General features: G+C 67.0%; 16 protein-coding genes and 5 pseudogenes. 10 read left to right on the plus strand and 11 right to left on the minus strand.

Going from position 1 to position 22,254, the window contains the following annotated elements; genetic code table 11:
• Positions 1-80: 80 nt before the first annotated feature.
• Together KAE78_RS06135 and KAE78_RS06140 are read right to left on the minus strand one after the other, a co-directional pair.
• Positions 81-758, minus strand: coding sequence for a response regulator (locus KAE78_RS06135; RefSeq protein WP_223172172.1), 678 nt, complete (start codon positions 756-758; stop codon positions 81-83).
• Positions 746-2,013 (minus strand): annotated as a pseudogene (locus KAE78_RS06140) (sensor histidine kinase). Before KAE78_RS06140 ends, KAE78_RS06135 begins: the two are co-directional and overlap by 13 nt.
• Positions 2,014-2,160: 147 nt before the next feature.
• Between KAE78_RS06140 and KAE78_RS06145 the strand changes: the two are divergent.
• On the plus strand, positions 2,161-2,805 hold the full coding sequence (locus KAE78_RS06145; RefSeq protein ID WP_223172173.1) for an SDR family oxidoreductase: 645 nt from the start codon (positions 2,161-2,163) through the stop codon (positions 2,803-2,805).
• 383 nt (positions 2,806-3,188) lie between these two features.
• On the opposite strand, the gene KAE78_RS06150 is transcribed toward KAE78_RS06145, so the two are convergent.
• From KAE78_RS06150 to dnaA, 7 genes and pseudogenes are all read right to left on the minus strand, one after another.
• Positions 3,189-3,593, minus strand: a complete 405-nt coding sequence (locus KAE78_RS06150) for a DUF3566 domain-containing protein (RefSeq protein ID WP_223172174.1) — start codon at positions 3,591-3,593, stop codon at positions 3,189-3,191.
• A pseudogene (gene gyrA, locus KAE78_RS06155) lies at positions 3,590-6,147 on the minus strand (DNA gyrase subunit A). The gene KAE78_RS06150 and the pseudogene gyrA overlap by 4 nt, the downstream one beginning before the upstream one ends.
• A 32-nt stretch (positions 6,148-6,179) precedes the next feature.
• Positions 6,180-8,129, minus strand: a complete 1,950-nt coding sequence (gene gyrB, locus KAE78_RS06160; protein ID WP_317451883.1) for a DNA topoisomerase (ATP-hydrolyzing) subunit B — start codon at positions 8,127-8,129, stop codon at positions 6,180-6,182.
• 217 nt (positions 8,130-8,346) lie between these two features.
• Positions 8,347-8,853, minus strand: a complete 507-nt coding sequence (locus KAE78_RS06165; RefSeq protein WP_411155997.1) for a DUF721 domain-containing protein — start codon at positions 8,851-8,853, stop codon at positions 8,347-8,349.
• A gap of 22 nt (positions 8,854-8,875) precedes the next feature.
• Positions 8,876-10,022: pseudogene (recF, locus tag KAE78_RS06170) on the minus strand (DNA replication/repair protein RecF); the annotation flags it as partial.
• 168 nt (positions 10,023-10,190) lie between these two features.
• The gene (gene dnaN, locus KAE78_RS06175) at positions 10,191-11,333 is read right to left on the minus strand and encodes a DNA polymerase III subunit beta (protein ID WP_223172422.1); all 1,143 of its coding nucleotides are present in this window, start codon (positions 11,331-11,333) and stop codon (positions 10,191-10,193) included.
• 420 nt (positions 11,334-11,753) lie between these two features.
• Entirely contained in the window at positions 11,754-13,229 is a 1,476-nt protein-coding gene (dnaA, locus tag KAE78_RS06180) for a chromosomal replication initiator protein DnaA (RefSeq protein ID WP_411155998.1), read from the minus strand.
• A 209-nt stretch (positions 13,230-13,438) separates the two neighbouring features.
• Here dnaA and rpmH point away from each other — a divergent pair, with 209 nt between their 5' ends.
• From rpmH to rsmG, 6 genes and pseudogenes are all read left to right on the plus strand, one after another.
• A complete protein-coding gene (rpmH, locus tag KAE78_RS06185) occupies positions 13,439-13,576 on the plus strand; it encodes a 50S ribosomal protein L34 (RefSeq protein ID WP_022879826.1) in 138 nt (45 codons plus the stop codon).
• A gap of 1 nt (position 13,577) precedes the next feature.
• Positions 13,578-13,931 carry a ribonuclease P protein component gene (gene rnpA, locus KAE78_RS06190; RefSeq protein ID WP_223172176.1) on the plus strand — a complete coding sequence of 118 codons (354 nt, stop codon included), beginning with the start codon at positions 13,578-13,580 and terminating at the stop codon, positions 13,929-13,931.
• Positions 13,928-14,278 carry a membrane protein insertion efficiency factor YidD gene (gene yidD / locus KAE78_RS06195; RefSeq protein WP_223172177.1) on the plus strand — a complete coding sequence of 117 codons (351 nt, stop codon included), beginning with the start codon at positions 13,928-13,930 and terminating at the stop codon, positions 14,276-14,278. The genes rnpA and yidD overlap by 4 nt, the downstream gene beginning before the upstream one ends.
• Before the next feature lie 72 nt (positions 14,279-14,350).
• Positions 14,351-15,366, plus strand: a pseudogene (gene yidC, locus KAE78_RS06200) (membrane protein insertase YidC).
• On the plus strand, positions 15,366-15,860 hold the full coding sequence (locus KAE78_RS06205; protein ID WP_223172178.1) for a protein jag: 495 nt from the start codon (positions 15,366-15,368) through the stop codon (positions 15,858-15,860). The pseudogene yidC and the gene KAE78_RS06205 overlap by 1 nt, the downstream one beginning before the upstream one ends.
• A 26-nt stretch (positions 15,861-15,886) precedes the next feature.
• Positions 15,887-16,518, plus strand: a pseudogene (gene rsmG, locus KAE78_RS06210) (16S rRNA (guanine(527)-N(7))-methyltransferase RsmG).
• A gap of 234 nt (positions 16,519-16,752) precedes the next feature.
• Here rsmG and KAE78_RS06215 read toward each other — a convergent pair.
• Positions 16,753-16,917: a hypothetical protein gene (locus tag KAE78_RS06215; RefSeq protein ID WP_223172179.1), complete on the minus strand. Its 165-nt coding sequence runs from the start codon at positions 16,915-16,917 to the stop codon at positions 16,753-16,755.
• A 522-nt stretch (positions 16,918-17,439) separates the two neighbouring features.
• Here KAE78_RS06215 and KAE78_RS06220 point away from each other — a divergent pair.
• From KAE78_RS06220 to KAE78_RS06230, 3 genes are all read left to right on the plus strand, one after another.
• Positions 17,440-18,318 (plus strand): ParA family protein, encoded by an 879-nt coding sequence (locus KAE78_RS06220; protein WP_223172180.1) that lies wholly within the window; start codon positions 17,440-17,442, stop codon positions 18,316-18,318.
• The gene (locus KAE78_RS06225; protein WP_223172181.1) at positions 18,318-19,265 is read left to right on the plus strand and encodes a ParB/RepB/Spo0J family partition protein; all 948 of its coding nucleotides are present in this window, start codon (positions 18,318-18,320) and stop codon (positions 19,263-19,265) included. Before KAE78_RS06220 ends, KAE78_RS06225 begins: the two co-directional genes overlap by 1 nt.
• A 66-nt stretch (positions 19,266-19,331) precedes the next feature.
• Complete coding sequence (locus tag KAE78_RS06230) at positions 19,332-20,900, plus strand: sugar porter family MFS transporter (protein ID WP_223172182.1); 1,569 nt, start codon at positions 19,332-19,334, stop codon at positions 20,898-20,900.
• Here KAE78_RS06230 and KAE78_RS06235 read toward each other — a convergent pair.
• Positions 20,827-22,167: an MFS transporter gene (locus KAE78_RS06235; protein ID WP_262927784.1), complete on the minus strand. Its 1,341-nt coding sequence runs from the start codon at positions 22,165-22,167 to the stop codon at positions 20,827-20,829. The genes KAE78_RS06230 and KAE78_RS06235 overlap by 74 nt on opposite strands.
• Positions 22,168-22,254: the final 87 nt, after the last annotated feature.

Genomic DNA, 22,254 nt, shown 5'->3' on the forward strand with positions numbered 1-22,254 from the left:
GCGCGGGCCCGGGGTGCGGGAGTCTGCGGCGCGGGGCCTGCGGAGGGACCTCGGCGGGGGAGGCGTGAGAGGGGTGGTGTTCATGAGGAAGCTCCTGTCTGCGGCGCCTGGCCGGTGATCTCGATGTGGGCGAGGGCCGCGAGGACGCGGCGGTTGCCGTGCTCGTCGGGCTCGAGGCCCAGTTTCTGGAAGAGGGAGGTGATGTGCTTCTCCACACTCGCCTCCGAGACGAAGAGGATCGAGGCGATCGCCTGGTTCGACTTCCCCTCGGCGATGAGCGCGAGGACAGTGCGCTCGCGATCGGTGAGTCGCTGCATCCGATCATCCCGATGACGCCGCGTGAGCAGCTGGGCGACGACCTCGGGGTCAAGGACGGTCGCGCCGCCGGCGATCTGCTCGACGGATGCCACGAACTCGGCGACATCGGCGACCCGGTCCTTCAGCAGGTACCCGAGCGCCCCGCCCTGCGCGGCGATGAGGTCCGACGCGTAGCGCTCCTCGACATACTGCGAGAGCACGAGGAGCGGGAGCTCCGGATGCCGGCCCCGCAGCGTGACCGCGGCGCGGATGCCCTCGTCGGTGAACGTCGGCGGGAGCCGCACGTCGAGGATGCAGAGGTCCGGCTTCTCGGCGTCGACCGACTCGAACAGCTCCGCCGCATCCGGCAGCGCGGCGACCACGTCATGACCGGCGTCGTTCAGCAGACGCACGAGCCCCTCGCGGAGGAGGACGGAGTCCTCGCAGATCAGGATGCGCATGGCACGCTCACCTCCAGAGACGTCGGTCCGCCCGCCGGGCTCTCGAGGCGAGAGGTCCCGCCGGCGGCGAGGATGCGATTCATGATCCCATCCAGGCCTCCGCCCGGCAGCACCTGCGCGCCGCCCACGCCGTTGTCTTCGACCCGCGCCCAGATGGTCCCATCGGGGCGGCTGCGGACGACGACCCGGCACTCACTGGCCCGCGAGTGCTTCGCGGCGTTGGTCAGCGACTCGGCGATCGCGAAGTACACGGCGGCCTCGGCATCACGGCACGCACCCGCCGGTCTCGGGTCCATGCGCACGTCCAGATGCACGGGATGTGCGAGCGGCCGGCGAGTGCCGACAGCGCGGCGTCGAGACCGCGGTCGTCGAGCACCGAGGCGTGGATGCCGCGGGCGAGCTGCCGCAGCTCGGTGATGGCCGCCTTCGTGGAGGTGTGCGCTTCGGCGATGAGATCCTTCGCGGTATCCGGATCGTCGTCGATCTTCTGCTGGGCCAGGCCCAGCGTCATCCCGACCGAGACGAGTCGTGGCTGGACGCCGTCGTGCAGGTCGCGCTCGATGCGCGTGCGCTCGACGTCGGCGGCACGCACGGCGCCGGCGCGCTGCTGCGTAGCCACCTCGGCCCGTTGCGTCAGCTCGGTCCGCCGATGCGGCTCGGCGACGATCGCCTGACTGAGCGCCCAGTGCAGCGTGACGAGGCCGAAGATCACCGCGGCCGAGGCGGCGGCACCGAGCACGCCGACCACCGGGACCCAGCCGGCAGGGATGTTCAGCCCGAAGGGACCGGAGGCCGCTGCGTCTGCGAGCGGGCTGAACGCGTAGAAGACGGAGGCGACGAAGGTGGCGACCAGGCGCAGCACGATGACGCCCGCGATCGTCGCGAGGGTGAAGTTGGCCAGCGCGCGCCACATGCCGCCGTCGATCGACTGGCGGCCGAGCATCCGCAGATATCCGCCGAAGCCCGGCCTCTCCTGCCGACGCCAGCGCAGCGGAGCCAGGCCGAAGCCGTAGAGGCTGTCGACGCGGGCGACCTCGAACCAGGCGACGCCGAAGAGCGCGTACACGAGACCGACGAGGATCACCGCGCCGATCCCGAGGATCAGGATGGTACCGAGACCCGCCCCGAGCAGGCTGCCGAGCACGGAGAGGACCGCGCTGCCGATCACGCCCAGGGCGGCCAGGTGCACCACGGTCAGGAACAGCCGCAGCGGTGGCTTGACCGCCGGCGCCGCGGGTGAGGTCTGAGTTGTCATGCTTCCACGCTAGGTGCGTGCCCCTTCCGGCGACACCCTGGCATCCGGAGACCTGCGTTCGGGTTTTCCCTAATCGGGCCGGGGGTCATCCACAGCCGCTACGCTGGCCGGCGACGGAACGGCGAGCCATCCAGAAGAGGAGACGACATGGCGAAGGTACTCATCATCGGTGCGCACGGCAAGGTGGCGCTGCGGCTGGCACCTCAGCTGACGGCGCGAGGCGACGAGGTGACCGGGGTCATCCGCAATGCCGACCACGCGGCGGACATCGCGGCGATCGGGGCGACCCCTCTCGTCGCCGACGTCGAGCGGCTCGATACCGCCGGGATCGCAGAGATCCTCCGCGGGCACGACGTGGTCGTGTGGTCTGCGGGCGCGGGCGGCGGAAACCCTCCGCGCACCTACGCCGTCGACCGGGATGCGGCGATCCGCTCGATCGATGCCGCATCGGATGCCGGGGTGCGCCGCTACGTGATGGTCTCCTACCTCGGGTCCCGCCTCGACCACGGGCTCCCCGAGGACCACTTCTTCTTCCCCTACGCCGAGGCGAAGGCGGCCGCCGATGAGTACCTGCGGGCTACTGATCTCGACTGGACGATCCTCGCGCCAGGGCCCCTCACCCTCGACGAGCCGACCGGCCTCATCGAGGTCGCCGACCCCGGTGAGGGTCGCGTGTCGCGGGCGGATGTCGCATCCGTCATCGCGGCAACGCTGGTGGAGCCGAGGACGCTGCACCGCACGATCGAGTTCGGCAACGGCGCGACCCCGATCGCGGAGGCCATCGCCGGCTGAGCGTCAGCGGTTTCCGGAATCTCGCCGCGTTTCGTCACTTCGACGCGCTGCGCTTGCTCAGTACACCGCTCGGTCGCCTGCGGCGTCCTCGCTCAACGACCGGAGGGTGGCGTCGGCGCGATCGAGGGCTGAGGACCTACCTCGTCCATGCCGGCCTCGTGCTGCGTTTCGACTCGGTCGCTGCGCGGCCTCGCTCAACGACCGGAGGGCGGCTGGCGCGATCGGGTGACTACCTCATACTCCCCGATCCGCGCGCAGCTCGGCAACGCCGGGCGGAGGGAGGCATGCGCCGAAAGCGCCTCGGGAGGGGCCCGCGCGCAGCGCGGGAAGGAACCCGCCTAAGCTTTCGGCGCATGCCTCCCGGAGCCCGGACCCCGAAAGGATCAGTTCGACATGAAGCCGACGAGCAGCCCGCCGGTGACCTTGACCGCCATGTTGTAGACCCCCGCGACGACCGCGCCGAGCACGGTGACCACGATGAGGTTGAGGATCGCGACGACCGCGGCGAAGGCCATGACCTGCGGCAGGCCCATCATGCTGGCCACCGAGATCGAGTTGTCGGTGAGCATCGCGACGAACTCGTCGGCGCGGGTGATGAGGCCCGTCGTCGACAGCACGAGCTGGATGAGGAAGAACGACACCATCGTGACGATCGCGAGGGCGACGGCCGCGAGGAACGACAGCTTCACCGCCGACCAGAAGTCGATGTAGACCAGGCGCAGACGAACCTGCTTGCCGCCGGTCTTGCGGGTGGACTTCTTGGCCAGCTTGTCGGCTACCGTGCTCATGTGTTCAGGCTTTCCTCAGAGTTCTCGGGGTCTTCGCTCCCGGGCGCTTCGTCTTCGAGACCGCGCTCTCCGTTGCGAGCGATGGCCAGGATCCGGTCGTCATCTCCGGTGCGTGCGAACACGACGCCCATCGTGTCACGACCCTTCGCCGGGACCTCGGCCACGGCAGAGCGTACCACCTTGCCGCTGGCAAGAACCACCAAGACCTCGTCGTCCTCGGCGACGATCAGACCGCCGGCGAGTTCGCCGCGTTCGCCGCTGAGTTTGGCGACCTTGATGCCGAGCCCGCCGCGTCCCTGCACCCGGTACTCGTCGACCGAAGTGCGCTTGGCGAAGCCGCCGTCGGTGACGACGAACACGTAGCCGTCCGAGCCGGCGACGGATGCCGACAGCAGACTGTCGTCGCCGCGGAAGCTCATTCCCTTGACGCCCTCGGTGGCGCGGCCCATCGGGCGCAGCGCCTCGTCGGTCGCGTGGAAGCGCAGCGACATGCCGCGGCGGCTGATGAGCAGGATGTCGTCGGTGCTGTCGACGATCATCGCGCTGACCACCTCGTCGTCCTCGCGGAGTCGGATCGCGATGACGCCGCCCTGGCGGTTGGTGTCGTAGTCGGACAGCCGGGACTTCTTCACGAGCCCGCCGCGCGTAGCCAGGACCAGGTACTCGGCCGCCTCGTAGTCGCGCAGCGCGAGGATCTGGGCGATCGACTCGTCGGGCTGCAGCGCGAGGAGGTTCGCCACATGCGTGCCCTTGGCGTCGCGGCCGGCCTCCGGGATCTCGTAGGTCTTCGCCCGGTAGACCCGGCCCTTGTCGGTGAAGAACGCCAGCCAGTGGTGGGTCGTCGTGACGAAGAAGTGTTCGACGACGTCGTCGGCGCGCAGCTGCGCACCCTTGACGCCCTTGCCACCACGATGCTGCGAGCGGTAGTTGTCGCTGCGGGTGCGCTTGACGTAGCCCTCGCGGGTGACGGTGACGACCATCTCCTCTTCGGGGATGAGGTCTTCCATCGACATGTCGCCGTCGAAGCCGTGCAGGATGTGCGTGCGGCGCTCGTCGCCGAAGCGGTCGACGATCTCGGTGAGCTCATCACGGACGATCGTGCGCTGGCGGGCCGGATCGGCGAGGATCGCCTTGAAGTCCGTGATCTGCCGTTCCAGGTCGGCCGCCAGGTCGATGATCTTCTGGCGCTCAAGGGCCGCCAGGCGGCGCAGCTGCATCTGCAGGATCGCCTCGGCCTGCGTATCGTCGATGTCCAGCAGCTTCTTGAGTCCTTCGCGCGCTTCGTCGGCGCTCGGGGATCGGCGGATCAGGGCGATGACCTCGTCGAGGGCGTCGAGGGCCTTGAGGAGTCCTCGCTGGATGTGCATGCGCTTCTCCGCCTCGCGGAGGCGGTACTCGGTCCGCCGCACGATCACATCGATCTGGTGATCGATCCAGTGCAGGATGAAGCCGTCGAGCGCGAGCGTGCGCGGCACGCCGTCGACGATCGCGAGCATGTTCGCGCCGAAGTTCTCCTGCAGCTGGGTGTGCTTGTAGAGGTTGTTCAGCACGACCTTGGCCACCGCGTCGCGCTTGAGCACGACGACGAGGCGCTGACCGGTGCGATCGCTGGACTCGTCGCGGATGTCGGCGATGCCGGTGATCTTGCCGTCACGGGCGAGGTCGCCGATCTTGACCGCGAGATTGTCGGGGTTGACCTGATACGGCAGCTCGGTGATCACCAGGCAGGTGCGGCCCTGGATCTCTTCGACCTCCACGACGGCGCGCATCGTGATCGAGCCGCGGCCCGTACGGTACGCCTCGTGGATTCCCTTGCTGCCGAGGATCTGCGCACCGGTCGGGAAGTCCGGACCGGGGATGCGCTGGATCAGGCCGTCCAGCAGCTCCTCGCGGGCAAGCCCCGGGTGCTCGAGCGCCCAGAGCGCGGCATCCGCCACCTCACGGAGATTGTGCGGCGGGATGTTGGTCGCCATGCCGACCGCGATGCCGACCGAACCGTTGACCAGGAGGTTCGGGAAGCGCGACGGCAGCACCGTCGGCTCCTGGGTCTGACCGTCGTAGTTGTCCTGGAAGTCGACGGTCTCCTCTTCGATGTCGCGCACCATCTCGAGGGCGAGCGGCGCCATCTTCGTCTCGGTGTACCGCGGGGCCGCGGCGCCCATGTTGCCCGGGGATCCGAAGTTCCCCTGACCCTGAGCGAGCGGATACCGCAGCGACCACGGCTGCACCAGACGCACGAGGGCGTCGTAGATCGCGGTGTCGCCGTGGGGTGGTACTGACCCATGACCTCGCCGACGACGCGGGCGCACTTCGAGAACGACTTGTCGGGACGGAAGCCCCCGTCGTACATCCCGAAGATCACCCGGCGGTGCACGGGCTTGAGTCCGTCGCGCACATCCGGGAGGGCGCGGCCGACGATGACGGCCATCGCATAGTCGAGATAGCTGCGCTGCATCTCCGCCTGGAGGTCGACCTGGTCGATCCGTCCGTGCTCGTGGTCGGCGTTCGGGTCGGGGCGTTCGGATGCCGAGCTTGCCGAGGTGTCGTCAGTCATTGCGTTCTTTCCGTGTCCAGTCGCCGAGCGTGTCAGATGTCGAGGAAGCGGACGTCCTTGGCGTTGCGCTGGATGAACCCGCGCCGCGACTCGACGTCCTCTCCCATCAGCACGCTGAAGATCTCGTCCGCCGCGGCCGCATCATCGATCGTGACCTGGCGGAGCGTCCGGGTCGTGTGGTCCATCGTGGTCTCCCACAGCTCCTTGGCGTTCATCTCGCCGAGGCCCTTGTAGCGCTGCACGCCCGAGTCCTTCGGGATGCGCTTGCCGTTCGCGAGGCCGTCCGCGAGCAGGGCGTCGCGCTCGGCATCCGAGTACACGTACTCGTGCGGGGCGTTCGACCACTTGAGCCGGTACAGCGGGGGCATCGCGAGGTACACGAAGCCGGCCTCGATGAGTCCGCGCATGTAGCGGAACAGGAGCGTCAGCAGGAGCGTCGTGATGTGCTGCCCGTCGACGTCGGCATCGGCCATGAGCACGATCTTGTGGTACCGCGCCTTCTCGATGTCGAACTCCTCGCCGATGCCCGTGCCGAAGGCCTGGATCATCGCCTGGACCTCCTTGTTGGCCAGGGCCTTGTCGATGCGCGCGCGCTCGACGTTGAGGATCTTGCCGCGCAGGGCCAGGATGGCCTGCGTGTGCGGGTCGCGTCCCGACACCGCCGAGCCGCCGGCCGAGTCGCCCTCGACGAGGAAGATCTCGCTGATCGAGGGATCCTTGCTCGTGCAGTCCTTGAGCTTGTCGGGCATCGCGGCCGACTCGAAGACGCTCTTGCGGCGCGCGGTCTCGCGGGCCTTGCGGGCGGCCAGACGTGCGGTCGCGGCATCGATCGCCTTGGTGATCACGCGCTTGGCCTGATCGGGGCTGCGGTCGAACCAGTCGCCGAGCTGGTCGCCGACGACCTTCTGCACGAACGCCTTGGCCTCGGTGTTGCCGAGCTTGGTCTTCGTCTGCCCCTCGAACTGCGGCTCGGAGAGCTTCACCGAGATGACGGCGGTGAGTCCCTCGCGCACGTCTTCGCCGGAGAGGTTGTCGTCCTTCTCCTTCAGATAGTTCTTCGACCGGGCGTACTTGTTGACCAGGGTCGTCAGCGCCGCGCGGAATCCCTCTTCGTGCGTGCCGCCCTCATGCGTGTTGATGACGTTGGCGTAGGTGAAGACGTTCTCGTTGTAGCTCGTCGTCCACTGCATCGCGATCTCGACCGAGATCTTGCGGACCGTGTCCTCGGCGTCGAAGGCGATGATCTCGTCGTTGACCGGCTCGGCCTTGCGCACCTTGTTCAGGTACTCGACGTAGTCGACCAGCCCGCGCTCGTAGTAGAACTCGTCGCCCGGCTGCTTCGTGCTGACGGTTCCCTCGTGCTCGACCTCGTACGCCGAGCTCTCCCGCTCGTCGTTCAGCGTGATCCGCAGACCCTTGTTCAGGAACGCCATCTGCTGGAAACGGGTGCGCAGGGTCTCGTAGTCGAAGTCCACCGTCTCGGTGAAGATCGTCGGGTCGGGCCAGAAGGTGATCTTCGTCCCGGTCTCGTCGGTCTCCTCGCCCTTCTCCAGCGACTGCTGAGGGACGCCGCCGTCGGCGAAGGAGTGCCGCCAGACATGACCCTGGCGCTTGATCTCGACCTCGAATCGCGTCGACAGTGCGTTCACGACCGAGGAACCCACGCCGTGCAGGCCGCCCGAGACCGCGTAGCCGCCGCCGCCGAACTTCCCGCCGGCGTGCAGGATCGTCAGCACGACCTCGACCGTCGACTTCGACGGGTCGGAGGAGTGCGGGTCGACCGGGATGCCACGGCCGTTGTCGATGACCCGGATGCCGCCATCTTCGAGGATGGTGACGTCGATCGTGTCGCAGTAGCCGGCCATGGCCTCATCGACCGAGTTGTCGACGATCTCCTGCACCAGGTGGTGCAGGCCGCGGGGACCGGTCGAGCCGATGTACATGCCAGGACGCTTGCGGACCGCCTCGAGTCCTTCCAGCACCTGGATCTCGTCGGCCCCGTACTCGACGGCGGATGCTCCGGATTCGGGGCTTTCCCGTTGTGGGAATTCGGCTCGTCAGCAGGGATTTCAGGCGTCATCTGAGGGGATACTCCACATCACGTTGGTCAGCGTCCAGTCTAGCCCCTATTCATCGCCGAAAGTGGGTTGTGAGCCCGCGTATCGGCCTGAAAACGCTCGGGGTAGTGCCGTAGGTGGATCAACCGTAGGTATCGCGAGGACCCCGCCCTGGAACGGCTCTGGGCCCCCATTTCCAAGAGGGAACGTCCGGCCCGATGAAACGGAGGTTCTCCACACCCGCATCCGGGTACCGTTTCCCGATCTCGGTGAGGATGACCGCGCGCATGTAGGTGAGGTTCTTCGCCCATGCCGTCGAATCACACCGTACCGTCAGCAGGCCGCGCTCGAGCGAGACCGGCTCGGAGTGCTGCGCGACATCCGCTCCGGCGAGATCGGCCCACTTGAGCACGACCTCCTCCTTCGCGAGGACCGAATCCCACCCGGCGCTGCGCGTCAGCTCGGCGATCGCCGCTCCGAGACCGAGGGGATCCCGCCCCGGCGCGAACGGCACGTTCTCGTCGTCATCGCCGCCGCGCCGCCGCTTCTTCCGCCACGACCGGGAAGACGGCGTGAGCCCGCGCAGCCGCAGATAGGTCGCGACGGTCTCGGGGATGTCGGATGCCGCAGCATCGGATGCCGCACTCACGTCTCCCCTTCCCGCCCGGTGCCGTGCGCTCGTCGCTGATCGTGCCGTTGCTGATCCGGACCACGTGATGATGCAGCGCCTCGGGGATATCCTCCTCCACCGCCGCGGTCACCACCACCTGCTCGTAGCCGACGGTCAACGCGGCGAGGCGGCGCCGACGATCCGCATCGAGCTCGGCGAACACGTCGTCGAGGATGAGCACGGGGTCGCCCGCGGGAGATTCAGCGCGCAGCAGCTCCGCCGACGCCAGCCGCAAGGAGAGCGCGATCGACCACGACTCGCCGTGCGAGGCATAGCCCTTCACCGGAAGACCCCGCACCCGCAGCAGCAGATCGTCGCGATGCGGGCCTACCAGGGTGAGGCCGCGTTCGAGCTCGGCCGCGCGCTTGTCTGCCAGAGCCGCCCGGAACTGCTCGGAGGTCGCGATGGCGCCGCCGGCGGCATCCGCCTCCACGCCTTCTTCCGGGTCGCCGCCGAGCACCGACAGCGCCCACCCCAGCTCCGGGTCATGATCGGCACCGGCGATGGCCGTGTACGCCGCGCGCAGGGGCTCCCTCAGGTCGTCGCTGAGGCGCCGGCGCATGTCGATGATCTCGGATCCGAGTGCGACGAGCTTGTCGTCCCACACGTCCAGCGTCGTGAGCGCGTCGGGTCGGATGCCGCGCGCCCGCGCCGATTTCAGCAGCGTGGTGCGCTGCTTGAGCACCCGATCGTAGTCGGCGAGCACTCCGGCCATCCGCGGCATCCGCTGGATGAGGAGCTGATCGGCGAAACGACGGCGCGCAGAGGGATCACCGCGGACGATCTGCAGATCTTCGGGGCGAAGAGCACGACATGCGCGTAGCGCGGAAGGTCGGCGGTCTTCGCAGGGGAGCCGTTGATCCGCGCCTTGTTCGAGCCCTGCCGGTTCAGCTGCACCTCGACCAGCACCTGCCGCCGGCCGTGCGCGAGACGGGCACGGATGATCGCGAAGTCCTGACCGTCGCGCACCATGGGGGCATCCGCGGAGACGCGGTGCGAGCCCAGCGTCGCCAGGAAGACGATCGCCTCGGCGAGGTTGGTCTTGCCCTGACCGTTGCGCCCGACCAGGACGTTGGGCCCGGATGCAGGGTGAGATCGGCGGTCGCGTAATTGCGGAAGTCGACCAGGTTCAGGTGCTCCACGATCACGTGAGTCACCTTACCTTTCGGAACGGACACCGCCCACGGTGTGAGGGATACCCCGAGGTTCGCCGAGGGTCCCTCCCCGCAAGCGGGGCCCCTCCCGATGCTCACATCGGGGGTATCCCTCACACCTCTCCACGTAGAGAAACTGGTGGAAGGGGTGGGGTAGAAGGGTCAGCGCAGGAGCAGGTTCGGCTGCAGCAGGTACTTGAACGAGTCGGAGCCGGCCTGCTCGACCGAGGTCTGGCTCGTCACGAGCACCGGGCTGAGCTTGTTCGCGTTGTCGCTCGAGGTGAACGTCACCCGCACGAACTCGCTCTTGACCGCACCCAGGGCCTCGGTCAGGTACTGCGGGTTCAGCCCGAGCGTGACCTCCTCGCCGCCGGAGAGGTGTGCGTCGACGGACTCGGATGCGCGCGCCTGCTCGCTGCCGGAGGCATCCATCGTCACGGAGTCGGTGCTGAAGGTGAACCGCAGCGGCGCCGAGCGGTCGAGCACGAGGGAGACACGACGCACCGCCTCGACGAAGTCGGCGGTGTTCACGACGGCGTAGTGATCGGTCTGCTCGGGGAACAGGCGCCGGACCGGAGGGAAGTTGCCCTTGATGAGCAGGGAGGTGACCGTCTTGTTGCCCGCGGTGAAGGCGACGATCTCACGATCGCCCTCGCCCGAGAAGGTGATCTTGATCTCGCCCACATGACCGAAGGTCTTGCCGACCTCCTGGATGGTGCGTGCGGGGACCAGCGCTGTCTGCTCCGCGGCATCGCCGTCCCACGGGACGTCGCGGAGCGACACCCGGTAGCGGTCGGTGGCGACCAGGCTCAGCTGGTTCTCGGATACCGAGAGCTGCACACCGGTGAGGACCGGGGTGACGTCATCGCGCGATGCGGCGAACCCCACTTGGGAGATCGCCGTGCTGAAGTCCTCGGCGGGGACGACGCCGGAAGGACCGGAGACCTCGGGAATCGTCGGATACTCCTCGACGGGCATCGACGCGAGTGTGAACCGGGCCGAACCGCAGGTGACGGCGACGCCGCCGTCTTCGGCGACGGCGATCTCGATCGGCGCGTTGGGCAGGCGGCTGGCGATCTCGGAGAGGAGCCGGCCGTGCACGAGGATCGTTCCGGCCTCTTCGACGGTCGCTTCGATGGTCGTCCGTGCCGACGCCTCGTAGTCGAATGCCGAGAGCGTGAGTCCGTCGGCGCCGGCTTCGATCAGCACACCAGCGAGGATCGGCTGGGGATTGCGCTGAGGAAGCAGCTTGACGACGAACGAGACGGCTTCGCTGAAGACGTCGCGATTGACCTGGAACCTCACGGATGCTCCCTTTGTCGTCGTGTTCATGCACATCAGAGGATGCGCAGAGTCAGGGACTCCCATGCTAGTGCCCTCGTCCGATCACGCCACCCGCACGTCCAGTTCGCTTTCGAGGTCATCGATCGACCCTCTTCCGGTTAAGGACTCGTTAATGGTGTTAACAGCTGTGGATACTGTGGATAAGTCGGTGGATATCAGTCGCGAGTAGGAAACTACATCGTTGTGAGATGTGGAAATCCTGAGGAAACCGCGGGATGACGCGGATCCGGGGCGATCGGGTTCTGCGGGAGTTATCCACAACTCAGAGGTATCCGCTCACAATCGTCCCCACGGCCGTGAGCTCCATCCACAAGTTATCCACATGTGCAAAGCCGCATTAGTGGAGGTCGCCGAGTGCTGTCAAGAAGGCAACGGAAGATTTCAGCGGCGACCGAGCTGCGTGGTGATCTCAGTGACCTGGTTGTAGATCGAACGCCGCTCACGCATGAGGTCGCTGATCTTGCGGTACGCGTACATCACCGTGGTGTGGTCGCGGTTTCCGAAGAGCTGGCCGATCTTGGGCAGCGACAGGCTTGTGCGCTCACGGCACAGGTACATGGCGATCTGTCGTGCGGTCGCGATCTGCTGGGACCTGCTGGATCCGTACAGGTCGTCGACCGTGAGCTTGAAGTACGCTGCGGTCGCCGTGATGATGTCGGTCGGCGAGACGACGTTGTCGTCGGTGTGGTCGATGATGTCGCGCAGGACGGTCTGGGCGAGGGTGATGTCGAGCGTCGATCGGTTCAGGCTCGCGAATGCCGAGACGCGGATGAGCGCGCCCTCGAGCTCGCGGATGTTCGAGGAGACGGCCGAGGCGATGTACTCGAGCACATCGTCGGGGATGTGAAGAGCCTCGCTCTGCGCTTTCTTCCGGAGGATCGCGATGCGCGTCTCCAGATCAGGTGCCTGCACGTCGGTGATCAGACCCCACTCGAAGCGGCTCCGCATCCGATCCTCGAATCCGGTGAGGTGCTTCGGCGCGACATCGCTCGTGATCACGACCTGCTTGTTGTGGTCGTGCAGCGTGTTGAAGGTGTGGAAGAACGCCTCCTGCGTCTCGGCGCGACCCTGCAGGAACTGGATGTCGTCGATGAGGAGGATGTCGACGTCGCGGTAACGGGCCTGGAAGGCGGCACCGCGGTTGTTGGCGATCGAGTTGATGAAATCGTTCGTGAACTCCTCGCTGGAGACGTAGCGGACCCGGATGCCGGAGTAGAGATTCGACGCGTAGTCGCCGATCGCGTGCAGCAGGTGGGTCTTGCCGAGCCCCGAGTCGCCGTAGATGAACAGCGGGTTGTAGGCCTTGGCCGGTGCCTCGGCGACCGCGACCGCGGCGGCGTGGGCGAAGCGATTGGACTGGCCGATCACGAAGTTGTCGAAGGTGTACTTCGGGTTCAGCCGGGACTCGTCGCGGATCGGCGTCGGGGCCTCCACCGGCTGCTCGGCGTGGATCTCGGAGGGCGTGAAGTCGGAGATCTGGATCGGGGCGGTGTGATTGTCGACCAGGTCGTGGTTGACGACGACACGGAAGGCGGTGACGTCGTCGCCGGCGCTGGTCAGCGCATCCATGATCGGCATGCGGAGCCGCTTGTTGATCTGTGCGGCCGTCAGGTCGTTGGGAACGTCCAGGTACAGCGTCGATCCCATGACGCCGGCCGGCACCGCCAGACTCAGGAAGCCCTGCAGCTGAGGTGTGACGCGCTCGTCGTTCTCGAGGATCCCCTGCACTGTCGCCCAGATCGGGACATCGGGTTGGGCAGGAGAGGACATGGTGCTCCGGACGAGGCAAAAAGGGGAGGAGCGGTTACCGGCTCCCCTGTGGATAACGTGGTTGCAACGGTAGTCATTGCGCGTCATTTGGGCAACTGGGGATGTGGACAACTTACGCGTGTCGAGGAGCGCTCCGGCTGTGCGGACTGTGCATAATGACAGAGTCGCCAGGCGGCCGGTTTGCCTTGCGTGCCCGCAGGACGTACCCTTAATCGGTTGACTTATGCCATTTTCTTGGCAGTTCCCTATGTCTCCGGTCGTCGTGATCCCGGTGGCAGATTTTCCGGAGTGATCTCATGAGCAAGCGTACGTTCCAGCCCAACAACCGTCGTCGCGCCAAGAAGCACGGCTTCCGCGCCCGTATGCGCACGCGCGCCGGTCGTGCCATCCTCTCGGCACGTCGTGCGAAGGGCCGCACCGAGCTTTCGGCGTAGTGTGCTGGCGCGGCGGCACCGTCTGACGCGCGGCAGCGACTATCGACTCGTCGTTCGCCGCGGCATCCGCTCTGGCGCGCCCCACGTGGTCACCTCGGTGCTCACGACCGGGGAGCACCGACCGCCGCGATTCGGCTTCATCGTCAGCAAGCAGGTGGGTACGGCTGTGACCCGGAACACTGTGCGTCGTCGCCTCAAGGCGGTGTGTGCCGCAGCGCTTCCGAGCGTCCCCGAGGGCACGGATGTCGTCATCCGTGCCCTTCCTGCATCCGCCCGCGCGACCTTCGCCGAGCTCGCCGCCGATGTTGATCGGGCCTTCGCCCGGGTCGAGGCGAAGACGGGCACACGGTCATGACGACGCTCCCCGCCTCCTCGCGCGGAACCGCCCAGCTCCGACCGAGGGATCTTCTCCGGGCCGTTCCGCTCGTGCCCCGCAACCTCGCACTGGGATTCCTCGCCGCGTATCGCACGGTGATCTCACCGATGTACGGAGACGTGTGTGCGTACTACCCCTCCTGTTCCGCCTACGCTGTAGGTGCGGTGCAACAGCACGGTGCGGTCAAAGGCGCGGTGCTGGCCGCGTGGCGGATCCTCCGCTGCAACCCCTGGACCACGGGCGGCGTCGATGACGTGCGCCCTCACGCACACTTCCGATACTCCCTCACACCCCGAGGGTTCGTAGTACCCGCGCGAAAGGACTGACACGTGGGCTTTCTCTCCTCGCTCACCGGCGTGACGAGCGTCGTGGCCTCGGCCGAAGAACAAGGCGGCATCATCGGCTTCTTCGGGACCATCCTCTGGCCGCTGAAGTGGCTCGTCGAGGTCGTGCTCGTCGCGTGGCACTGGCTGTTCACCACCGTCGGCTTCGCGCCCGACGCCGGCTTAACCTGGGTGCTCTCGATCATCGGTCTCGTCGTGGTGGTTCGCGCGGCGATGATCCCGCTGTTCGTCAAGCAGATCAAGAGCCAGCGCAAGATGATGGAAATCGCTCCTGAACTGCGAAAAGTTCAGGAGAAGTACCGCGGCAAGAAGGATCAACTCTCCCGCGAGGCGATGAGCCGCGAGACGATGGCGCTGTACAAGAAGCACGGCACGACGCCGGTGTCGTCCTGCCTCCCGCTCCTGGTGCAGATGCCGGTGTTCCTGGCGCTGTTCTACACCCTGCTGGACATCTCCTTCAACGCGACCCACGGCCGTGGTGGCGTGGGACTGCTCAACGCCGAGCTCACCCGACAGTTCTACGACGCCAAGCTCTTCGGCGTCGCCCCGCTGCACATCCGTCTGACCGAGGCCGTCTCGGAGCGGCCGGAGGGCTGGGAGATCACGACGATCATCCTCGTCATCCTCGTCATCCTCATGATCGCCTCGCAGTTCATCACGCAGCTGCAGATCATCTCGAAGAACCTGTCGCCCGAGGCCAAGACCGGCCAGGCGTACCAGATGCAGAAGATCATGCTGTACGTGCTGCCGCTGGCGTTCATCTTCTCCGGTGTGTTCTTCCCCTCGGTGTCGTCATGTACTGGTTCACCTCGAACCTGTGGACGATGGGTCAGCAGTTCCTCGTCATCCGCGAGATGCCCACGCCCGGATCCGAAGCGGCCAAGCAGCGCGAAGAGCGTCTGGCGCGCAAGGGCAAGGCGATCGACTCGAGCGGCAAGGTCGTTCCCATGGCCGTCTACGAAGCCGAGCAGCAGCGTCTGCTCGAGGAGGCGGAGAAGGCGAAGCGGGAGGCTCCCAAGCGTCAGCAGCCGGTGGGCAAGAAGCGTGCCAAGAAGAAGGGCGGCAAGTGATGACCGATTCCGTCGTGACCTCTCGTGAAGAGCCGACCGTCGAGCAGTTGGAGAAGGAAGGCGACATCGCCGCCGACTTCCTCGAGGGCCTCCTCGACATCGCCGATCTCGACGGCGACCTGAATCTCGACGTGCGCCAGGGTCGCGCCTATGTCTCGGTCGAGGCGGAGGGCGACGGGCTCTCGCCGCTCTCGGCGCCCGACACCGTGCAAGCGCTGCAGGAGCTGACCCGTCTCGCCGTGCAGAGTCAGACGGGTGCGTTCTCCCGGCTCATCCTCGACGTCGGCGGATCGCGTGACCAGCGTCGCCGGCAACTCGAACGACTCGTCGACGCCGCCGTGGTGAAGCTCGATGAGGGTGCTTCGCAGGCGTCGCTGCCGTCGATGACCAGCTATGAGCGCAAGCTCGTGCACGACATCGTCGCCGATCGCGGCCTCGTCTCGGAGTCGTATGGTGAAGGCGTCGACCGCCACACGGTCATCCGCCGGCGCTGAATGTTTCACGTGAAACATCGGATGCCATGAGCACTGTGGAACAGGAACCACCCGTCGCCGAGACGCTCTTCGGCGACCGGATCGGTGCGGCCCGCGAGTTCGCGGACGCGCTGGCAAGAGAGGGGAGGAGCGTGGACTCATCGGTCCTCTCGAACTCCCCCGACTCTGGACACGGCACATCCTCAACAGTGTGATCGCGGCACCCCTGTTCCAGGGTTCGGTCGCGGACGTCGGAAGCGGCGCCGGCCTTCCGGGGCTTGTTCTGGCGATCGCGCGCCCGGATGTGCGGTGGACGTTGATCGAGCCGATGGAGCGGCGCATCACCTGGCTGAACGAGCAGGTCGCGGCGCTGGGTCTCGACAACGTCGAGGTGCTTCGCGCACGCGCCGAGGAGGTGCGTCGACCGGAGAAGTTCGACATGGTGACCGCCCGTGCCGTCAGCGCGCTGCGTACCCTGATTCCGCTCGTTGCGCCTCTCGTGCGCGACGGTGGCGAGCTCGCGCTGCTGAAGGGGATGAACGCACCGGCGGAGATCGACGCCGCCGCGAAGCAAATCCGCAAGTTCGGCCTCAGCGATGTGCGGGTCGAGGTGCTCGGCGAGGGCGTGCTGTCGGAGACGACGCGCGTCGTCCGCGCCACGGTGACCCCCGGTCGTTGAGCGAGCCGCAGGCGAGTCAAAACGCAGCGGCCTCTTCCGATGAACTGACTGCGTTTCGACTCGGTATCGCTACGCGATTCCTCGCTCAACGACCGGACCTGTCTCTTCCCGGTCGTTGAGCGAGGAGCGCAGCGACGAGTCGAAACGCGGCGGTGTCCTCCGGTGGGTTCGGGAGCGGCGTCTTCCGGTCGTTGAGCGAGCGCAGCGAGTCGAGACGCAGAGCATGCCCTGATCTCAGCCGGCGCTGCCGGCCCGCTGTTTCTTGCTCCACCCGACCACCGCGTCGATACCACCCTCGGCGAACGCCAGACGCTTGGCGTGGCTCCAGCCCTGGATTCGCTTCTCCCACGCGAACGCTTCCTCGATGCGTGCGTACGGTGCGCTCCAGAACAGGTACACCGGGAGGCGTGTGCGCGTGTACTCGCTTCCTTCGCCGGCCTGATGCTGGGCGGCCGGAGGTCGAGATCCCTGGTGCTGCCGACGTAGAGGGTGCCGTCGGCGCAGCGGAGCATGTAGACGTAGGCCATGGAGGGAGGGTAGGCGCATCCGCCGACATCGGGAGTGCGCTGCGTTTCGACTCGCCTGCGGCTCGCTCAACGACCGGGAACCGCCACATCCGGTCGTTGAGCGAGGAGCGCAGCGACGAGTCGAAACGTGGCGAGTGTTTTACGTGAAACATCACGGCCGGTGATTGCCCCGTTTCGACTCGCTGCGCTGTGCCTTGCCGGTCGTTGAGCGGAGCGCCGCAGGCGCGGAGTCGAAACGTGCTTGCGCCCGGAGAGACTGTCGTCAACGACCGGATTCGGGCTCCGTCGTGGCGGGGAAGGTCGGGCCCAGCGATTAGAGTGGAACACGGTCTGGAAGGAGCGGATGTTTCACGTGAAACACTCCGCGAAGAGAGCAGTGAAAGAGGTCGCCGAGATGGACACTCCGCTCGCGCGCGAACTGGCCGAGCTGACGGCTCGGCGCCGTGCCCTGGAAGACGTGTCCGTCGAGTTCTCCGGTGACACCCGGATCCTGACGGTCTCCAATCAGAAGGGCGGCGTCGGCAAGACGACGTCGACCGTGAACATCGCGGCGGCCCTGGCGCAGCTGGGCGCTCGCGTGCTCGTGATCGACCTCGACCCGCAGGGCAACGCGTCCACGGCGCTCGGCGTTCCGCACGATGCCGACACCCCGAGCGTCTACGACGTGCTGATCGAAGAGTTCCCGCTCGCCGAGATCGTCCAGCAGAGCCCGGAGTCCGAGAATCTCTTCTGTGCACCGAGCACGATTCACCTCGCAGGCGCCGAGATCGAGCTGGTCGCTCAGGTCGCCCGCGAGCACCGTCTGCGCCGTGCGCTCAAGGACTACCTGAAGACGACATCCTTCGACTACGTCATCATCGACTGCCCGCCCTCGCTGGGCCTGCTCACGATCAACGCCTTCACCGCGGCGGACGAGGTGTTCATCCCGATCCAGTGCGAGTACTACGCGCTCGAGGGCCTCAGTCAGCTGCTGGGCAGCATCCAGATGATCCAGAAGCACCTGAACCCTGAGCTCCGGCTGTCGACGATCCTCTTGACCATGTACGACGGTCGCACGAATCTCGCCCAGCAGGTCGCGGAGGAGGTGCGCACGCACTTCCCCGAGCAGGTGCTCGAGACGGTCATCCCTCGTTCGGTGCGCGTGTCGGAGGCACCGAGCTTCGGCCAGACGGTGATCGCCTACGAAGCGGCATCCGTGGGGGCCGTCGCCTATCGCGAGGCGGCGGTCGAGCTCGTGAAGCGAGCCTCAGCAGTGCAGAAGAAGGAGAACTGATGGCGAAGCGCACCGGACTCGGGCGGGGGATCGGCGCCCTGATCCCGACGGCGGATCAGGCGGAGCGTCCTGTCGACGTCTTCTTCCCGGGAAAACCGACACCGACGACCGAGGCGGCGCCGGAGGAGCTGGAGGCTGTTCCCGGCATCCGACTGGTGCACATCGATCCCCATCAGATCGTGCCCAACCCGCGTCAGCCGCGCACGCACTTCGACGAGGCTGATCTGTCCGAGCTGACGCACAGCGTGCGCGAGTTCGGTGTGCTCCAGCCTGTGGTCGTCCGCCTCAACGAGGCGGGTGCCTACGAGCTCATCATGGGGGAGCGCCGCACTCGCGCCGCCCGAGCCGCCGGGGTCGAGACGATCCCCGCGATCGTGCGCGAAACCTCCGACGACGATCTGCTGCGGGACGCGCTTCTGGAGAACCTGCACCGCTCGGAACTGAACCCGCTGGAAGAGGCCTCGGCCTACCAGCAGTTGCTCGAGGACTTCGGCATCACGCAGGAGCAGCTCGCCGAGCGCATCGGGCGCTCGCGCCCGCAGATCTCGAACACCATCCGGCTGTTGCGCCTGCCGGTTCCCGTGCAGCAGCGCGTCGCCGCGGGCGTCATCAGTGCCGGACACGCCCGCGCGCTCCTCGCCCTCGACGACGCCGAGGAGATCCAGCGTCTCGCCGACAAGGTCATCAATGAAGACCTCTCCGTGCGCGCCACGGAGGAGGCCGCAAAGCTCCGCCGTGGCGGTTCGCCGAAGACCAAGAAGCCCCAGGCCGGCGCCCGCCGAGCGCACCTCGACGAGGTGGCAGCCACGTTGGGCGACCGCCTGAACACGCGCGTGAAGATCACGCTCAGTGCAAAAAAAGGCCAGGTCACGATAGATTTCGCGACCATCCAGGATCTCAACCGCATCCTTGCCGAGCTCGGGGTGGAAGAGTACGGATCGCGCTGACCTCTCGCCTCAGACCGCACTGAGCACCTAGACTCGCGCCTACTCAGCGTCGAGAGAAGGGTCGTCATGTCCGTCTCCTCACCCCGCGCCTTTCGGGGCAAGGTCATCGCCGTCAGCATCGCGGCCGCCCTCGGCGGCTTCCTGTTCGGCTTCGACACCGCAGTGATCAACACGGCCGTCGACGCGCTCGCCAGCCCGCCTCCCTCCGGGTTCGACCTCAGCGTCGGACTGAAGGGCTTCGCGGTGTCCTCCGCGCTGATCGGATGCGCGGTGGGCGCCTGGTTCGCGGGCGTCGTCGCCAACAAGCACGGGCGCATCCCGACGATGGTGATCGCCGCGATCCTGTTCTTCGTCTCGTCGGTCGGATCCGCCTTCGCCTTCGGCGCCGTGGACTTCATCCTCTGGCGCATGATCGGCGGTCTCGGCGTGGGTGCCGCATCCGTCATCGCCCCCGCCTACATCGCGGAGGTCTCCCCGGCGAAGATCCGGGGCCGGCTCGGGTCGCTCCAGCAGCTGGCCATCGTCACCGGCATCTTCACGGCGCTGCTGACCGGGGCGATGATCGCCAACGCGGCCGGAAGCGCCGAGAACGTCATCTGGGGGCTGGAGGCGTGGCGGTGGATCTTCCTCTCGGAGATCGTCCCCGCCACCGTGTACGGGATCATGGCGCTGAAGCTTCCCGAGTCACCGCGATATCTGGTGGCCAAGGGCGACCTCAAGAGGGCCGAGGAGGTGCTCACCACCGTTACCGGAGTCGTCGACGTGGGTCCCAAGATCACCGAGATCACCGGGACCATCGAGACCGAGAAGAAGGAGTCGCTGCGCGACCTGCGCGGTTCGGCACTGGGACTGAAGCCGGTCGTGTGGATCGGCATCCTGCTGTCGGTGTTCCAGCAGTTCGTCGGCATCAACGTCATCTTCTACTACTCCACGACGCTGTGGAGATCGGTCGGGTTCGAGGAATCGGATGCCCTGACCATCACCGTGATCACCTCGGTCACCAACATCGCCGTCACCATCGTCGCCATCCTGCTCGTCGACAGGATCGGCCGGCGCATCATGCTGCTGGTGGGCTCTGTGGGCATGACCGTCACGCTCGGGCTGATGGCCGTGGCGTTCTCCTACGCGGAACTGGTGACCGATGCCGACGGGACGGCGACCGCGGTCCTGGAGGCTCCCTGGTCGATCGTCGCCCTCATCGCGGCGAACGCCTTCGTCGTGTTCTTCGGCGCCACCTGGGGACCGCTGGTGTGGGTGCTGCTGGGCGAGATCTTCCCGAACCGGATTCGTGCCAGTGCGCTGGCGGTGGCCGCAGCGGCGCAGTGGACGGCGAACTTCTTCATCTCGACGACGTTCCCGACCTTCGCCGACATCGGCCTGACCTTCGCCTACGGCTTCTACGCCTTCTTCGCGGCGCTGTCGTTCCTCTTCGTGTACCTCAAGGTGCCCGAGACCAAGGGGATGGAGCTGGAGCAGATGGGCGATCATCCCCGGGTCGTGCGTCGTGTTCGGACAGGACTAGCGCCGGTCGCTGTGCGCCCGTGGGGACAGGCGTCCAAGCTCAGGAACGCCCCCTCGTCGTGCGCAGATCCCAGACGGCGATCCACAGGACGAGGAGAAGGCCCAGGATGCTGAAGCCGATCGGCAGCAGCACGGCGAAGTATCGCTCCGGGAAGGCCGTGTCGGCGCCCAGGTACACGAGGGCGATGACGATGGCGCTGCCGATGGAGGTTCCCACACGCTGTCCCAGTTGGAAGAGCGAGCTGGCGAGCGAACCGAACTCGCGCGGTATCGTCATCATGGAGACCGACTGGTTCGGCGCCGTGATCAGGCCGGCGCCGGCGCCGAGGATCATCTGCGCGGGGATCAGCCAGAGGGTCCATCGCTCGTCCGCCGAGGCTCCGACGCAGACGAGCGCCGTCGCGATCACGCCGACGACGAGGGTGCACAGGCCCACGATGATGACGGTGCGTCCGAGCCGGTAGGAGTGCTTGCTCCCGAACCACGCCGTGATCGTGCTCGCGAGGGCCCCGCCGATCAGCAGCAGAGCGACCTGGAGAGCGCTGAGCCCGAGGATCCGCTGCAGGTAGAGGCCGACCCCGATCTGCGCTCCGGGCAGGAAGAAGAAGAACAGCGTCCCGATGAGGGCGCCGTTCCTGAAGCGACGGTTGCCGAGCACCGTCGGCGAGATGAGGGGGGTTCCTCCCCGGCCCTCGAAGCGGCGCTCCCAGGAGATGAGCCCCACGGCCGCACTCACGGCGACCAGCAGGGAGCAGACGGTCACGACGAGGTGGAAGGCAGGGTCGGGATCGATGGTGATCGGCAGCAGGATCGCCGAGACGAGGAGGGTGAGGAGGAGCAGGCCGATGGGATCGAGGGAGGTGAGCCTCGGTCTCGCGCGGTTCGCGGAAACGGTGAGGGTCACCGCGAGGAGTGCGGCGAGAACCACGGGCACGTTCGCCAGAAGCGCGATCCGCCATCCCCACTCATCGCCGAAGACGCCGAGCAGGGCACCGGTGATCGGCGGGCCGAGGAGCGAGACGGTGCCGACCGTCGCACCCCAGCCGCCGTAGGCCTTCGCGAGCGAGGGCCCTTCGAAGAGGTCCTGGAAGACACCGGTCGTCTGCGGCAGGATGAGCCCGCTGGCGAACCCCTGGAAGAGACGTGCGATCACGAGCGTCTCGGGGTTGGGCGCGAGGCCCGCGACGATGCTGCAGAGGGCGAAGACGCCGATCCCGATGATGAGCATGCCTCGCCGAGACCAGGCGTCCGCCACCCGGCCGGCCGGAGTGAGGGTGATGGCGAGTCCGAGCGCGTAGAGCGAGATGACCAGCTGCTGCTCGGAGACGCTCGCTCCGATCGAGGCCTCGAGTGCGGGAAGGGCCAGCGTCAGCCGGTTCACCTCGAGGATGGCCAGTGTTCCGGCCGCGACGACCGCCGCATAGGCCAGAGAGCGGGGTCGACCTGCGGCGTCGTCCTCGGCCGCGGC

The sequence above is a fragment of the Microbacterium sp. NIBRBAC000506063 genome, from assembly GCF_017968845.1.
Lineage (GTDB): Bacteria > Actinomycetota > Actinomycetes > Actinomycetales > Microbacteriaceae > Microbacterium.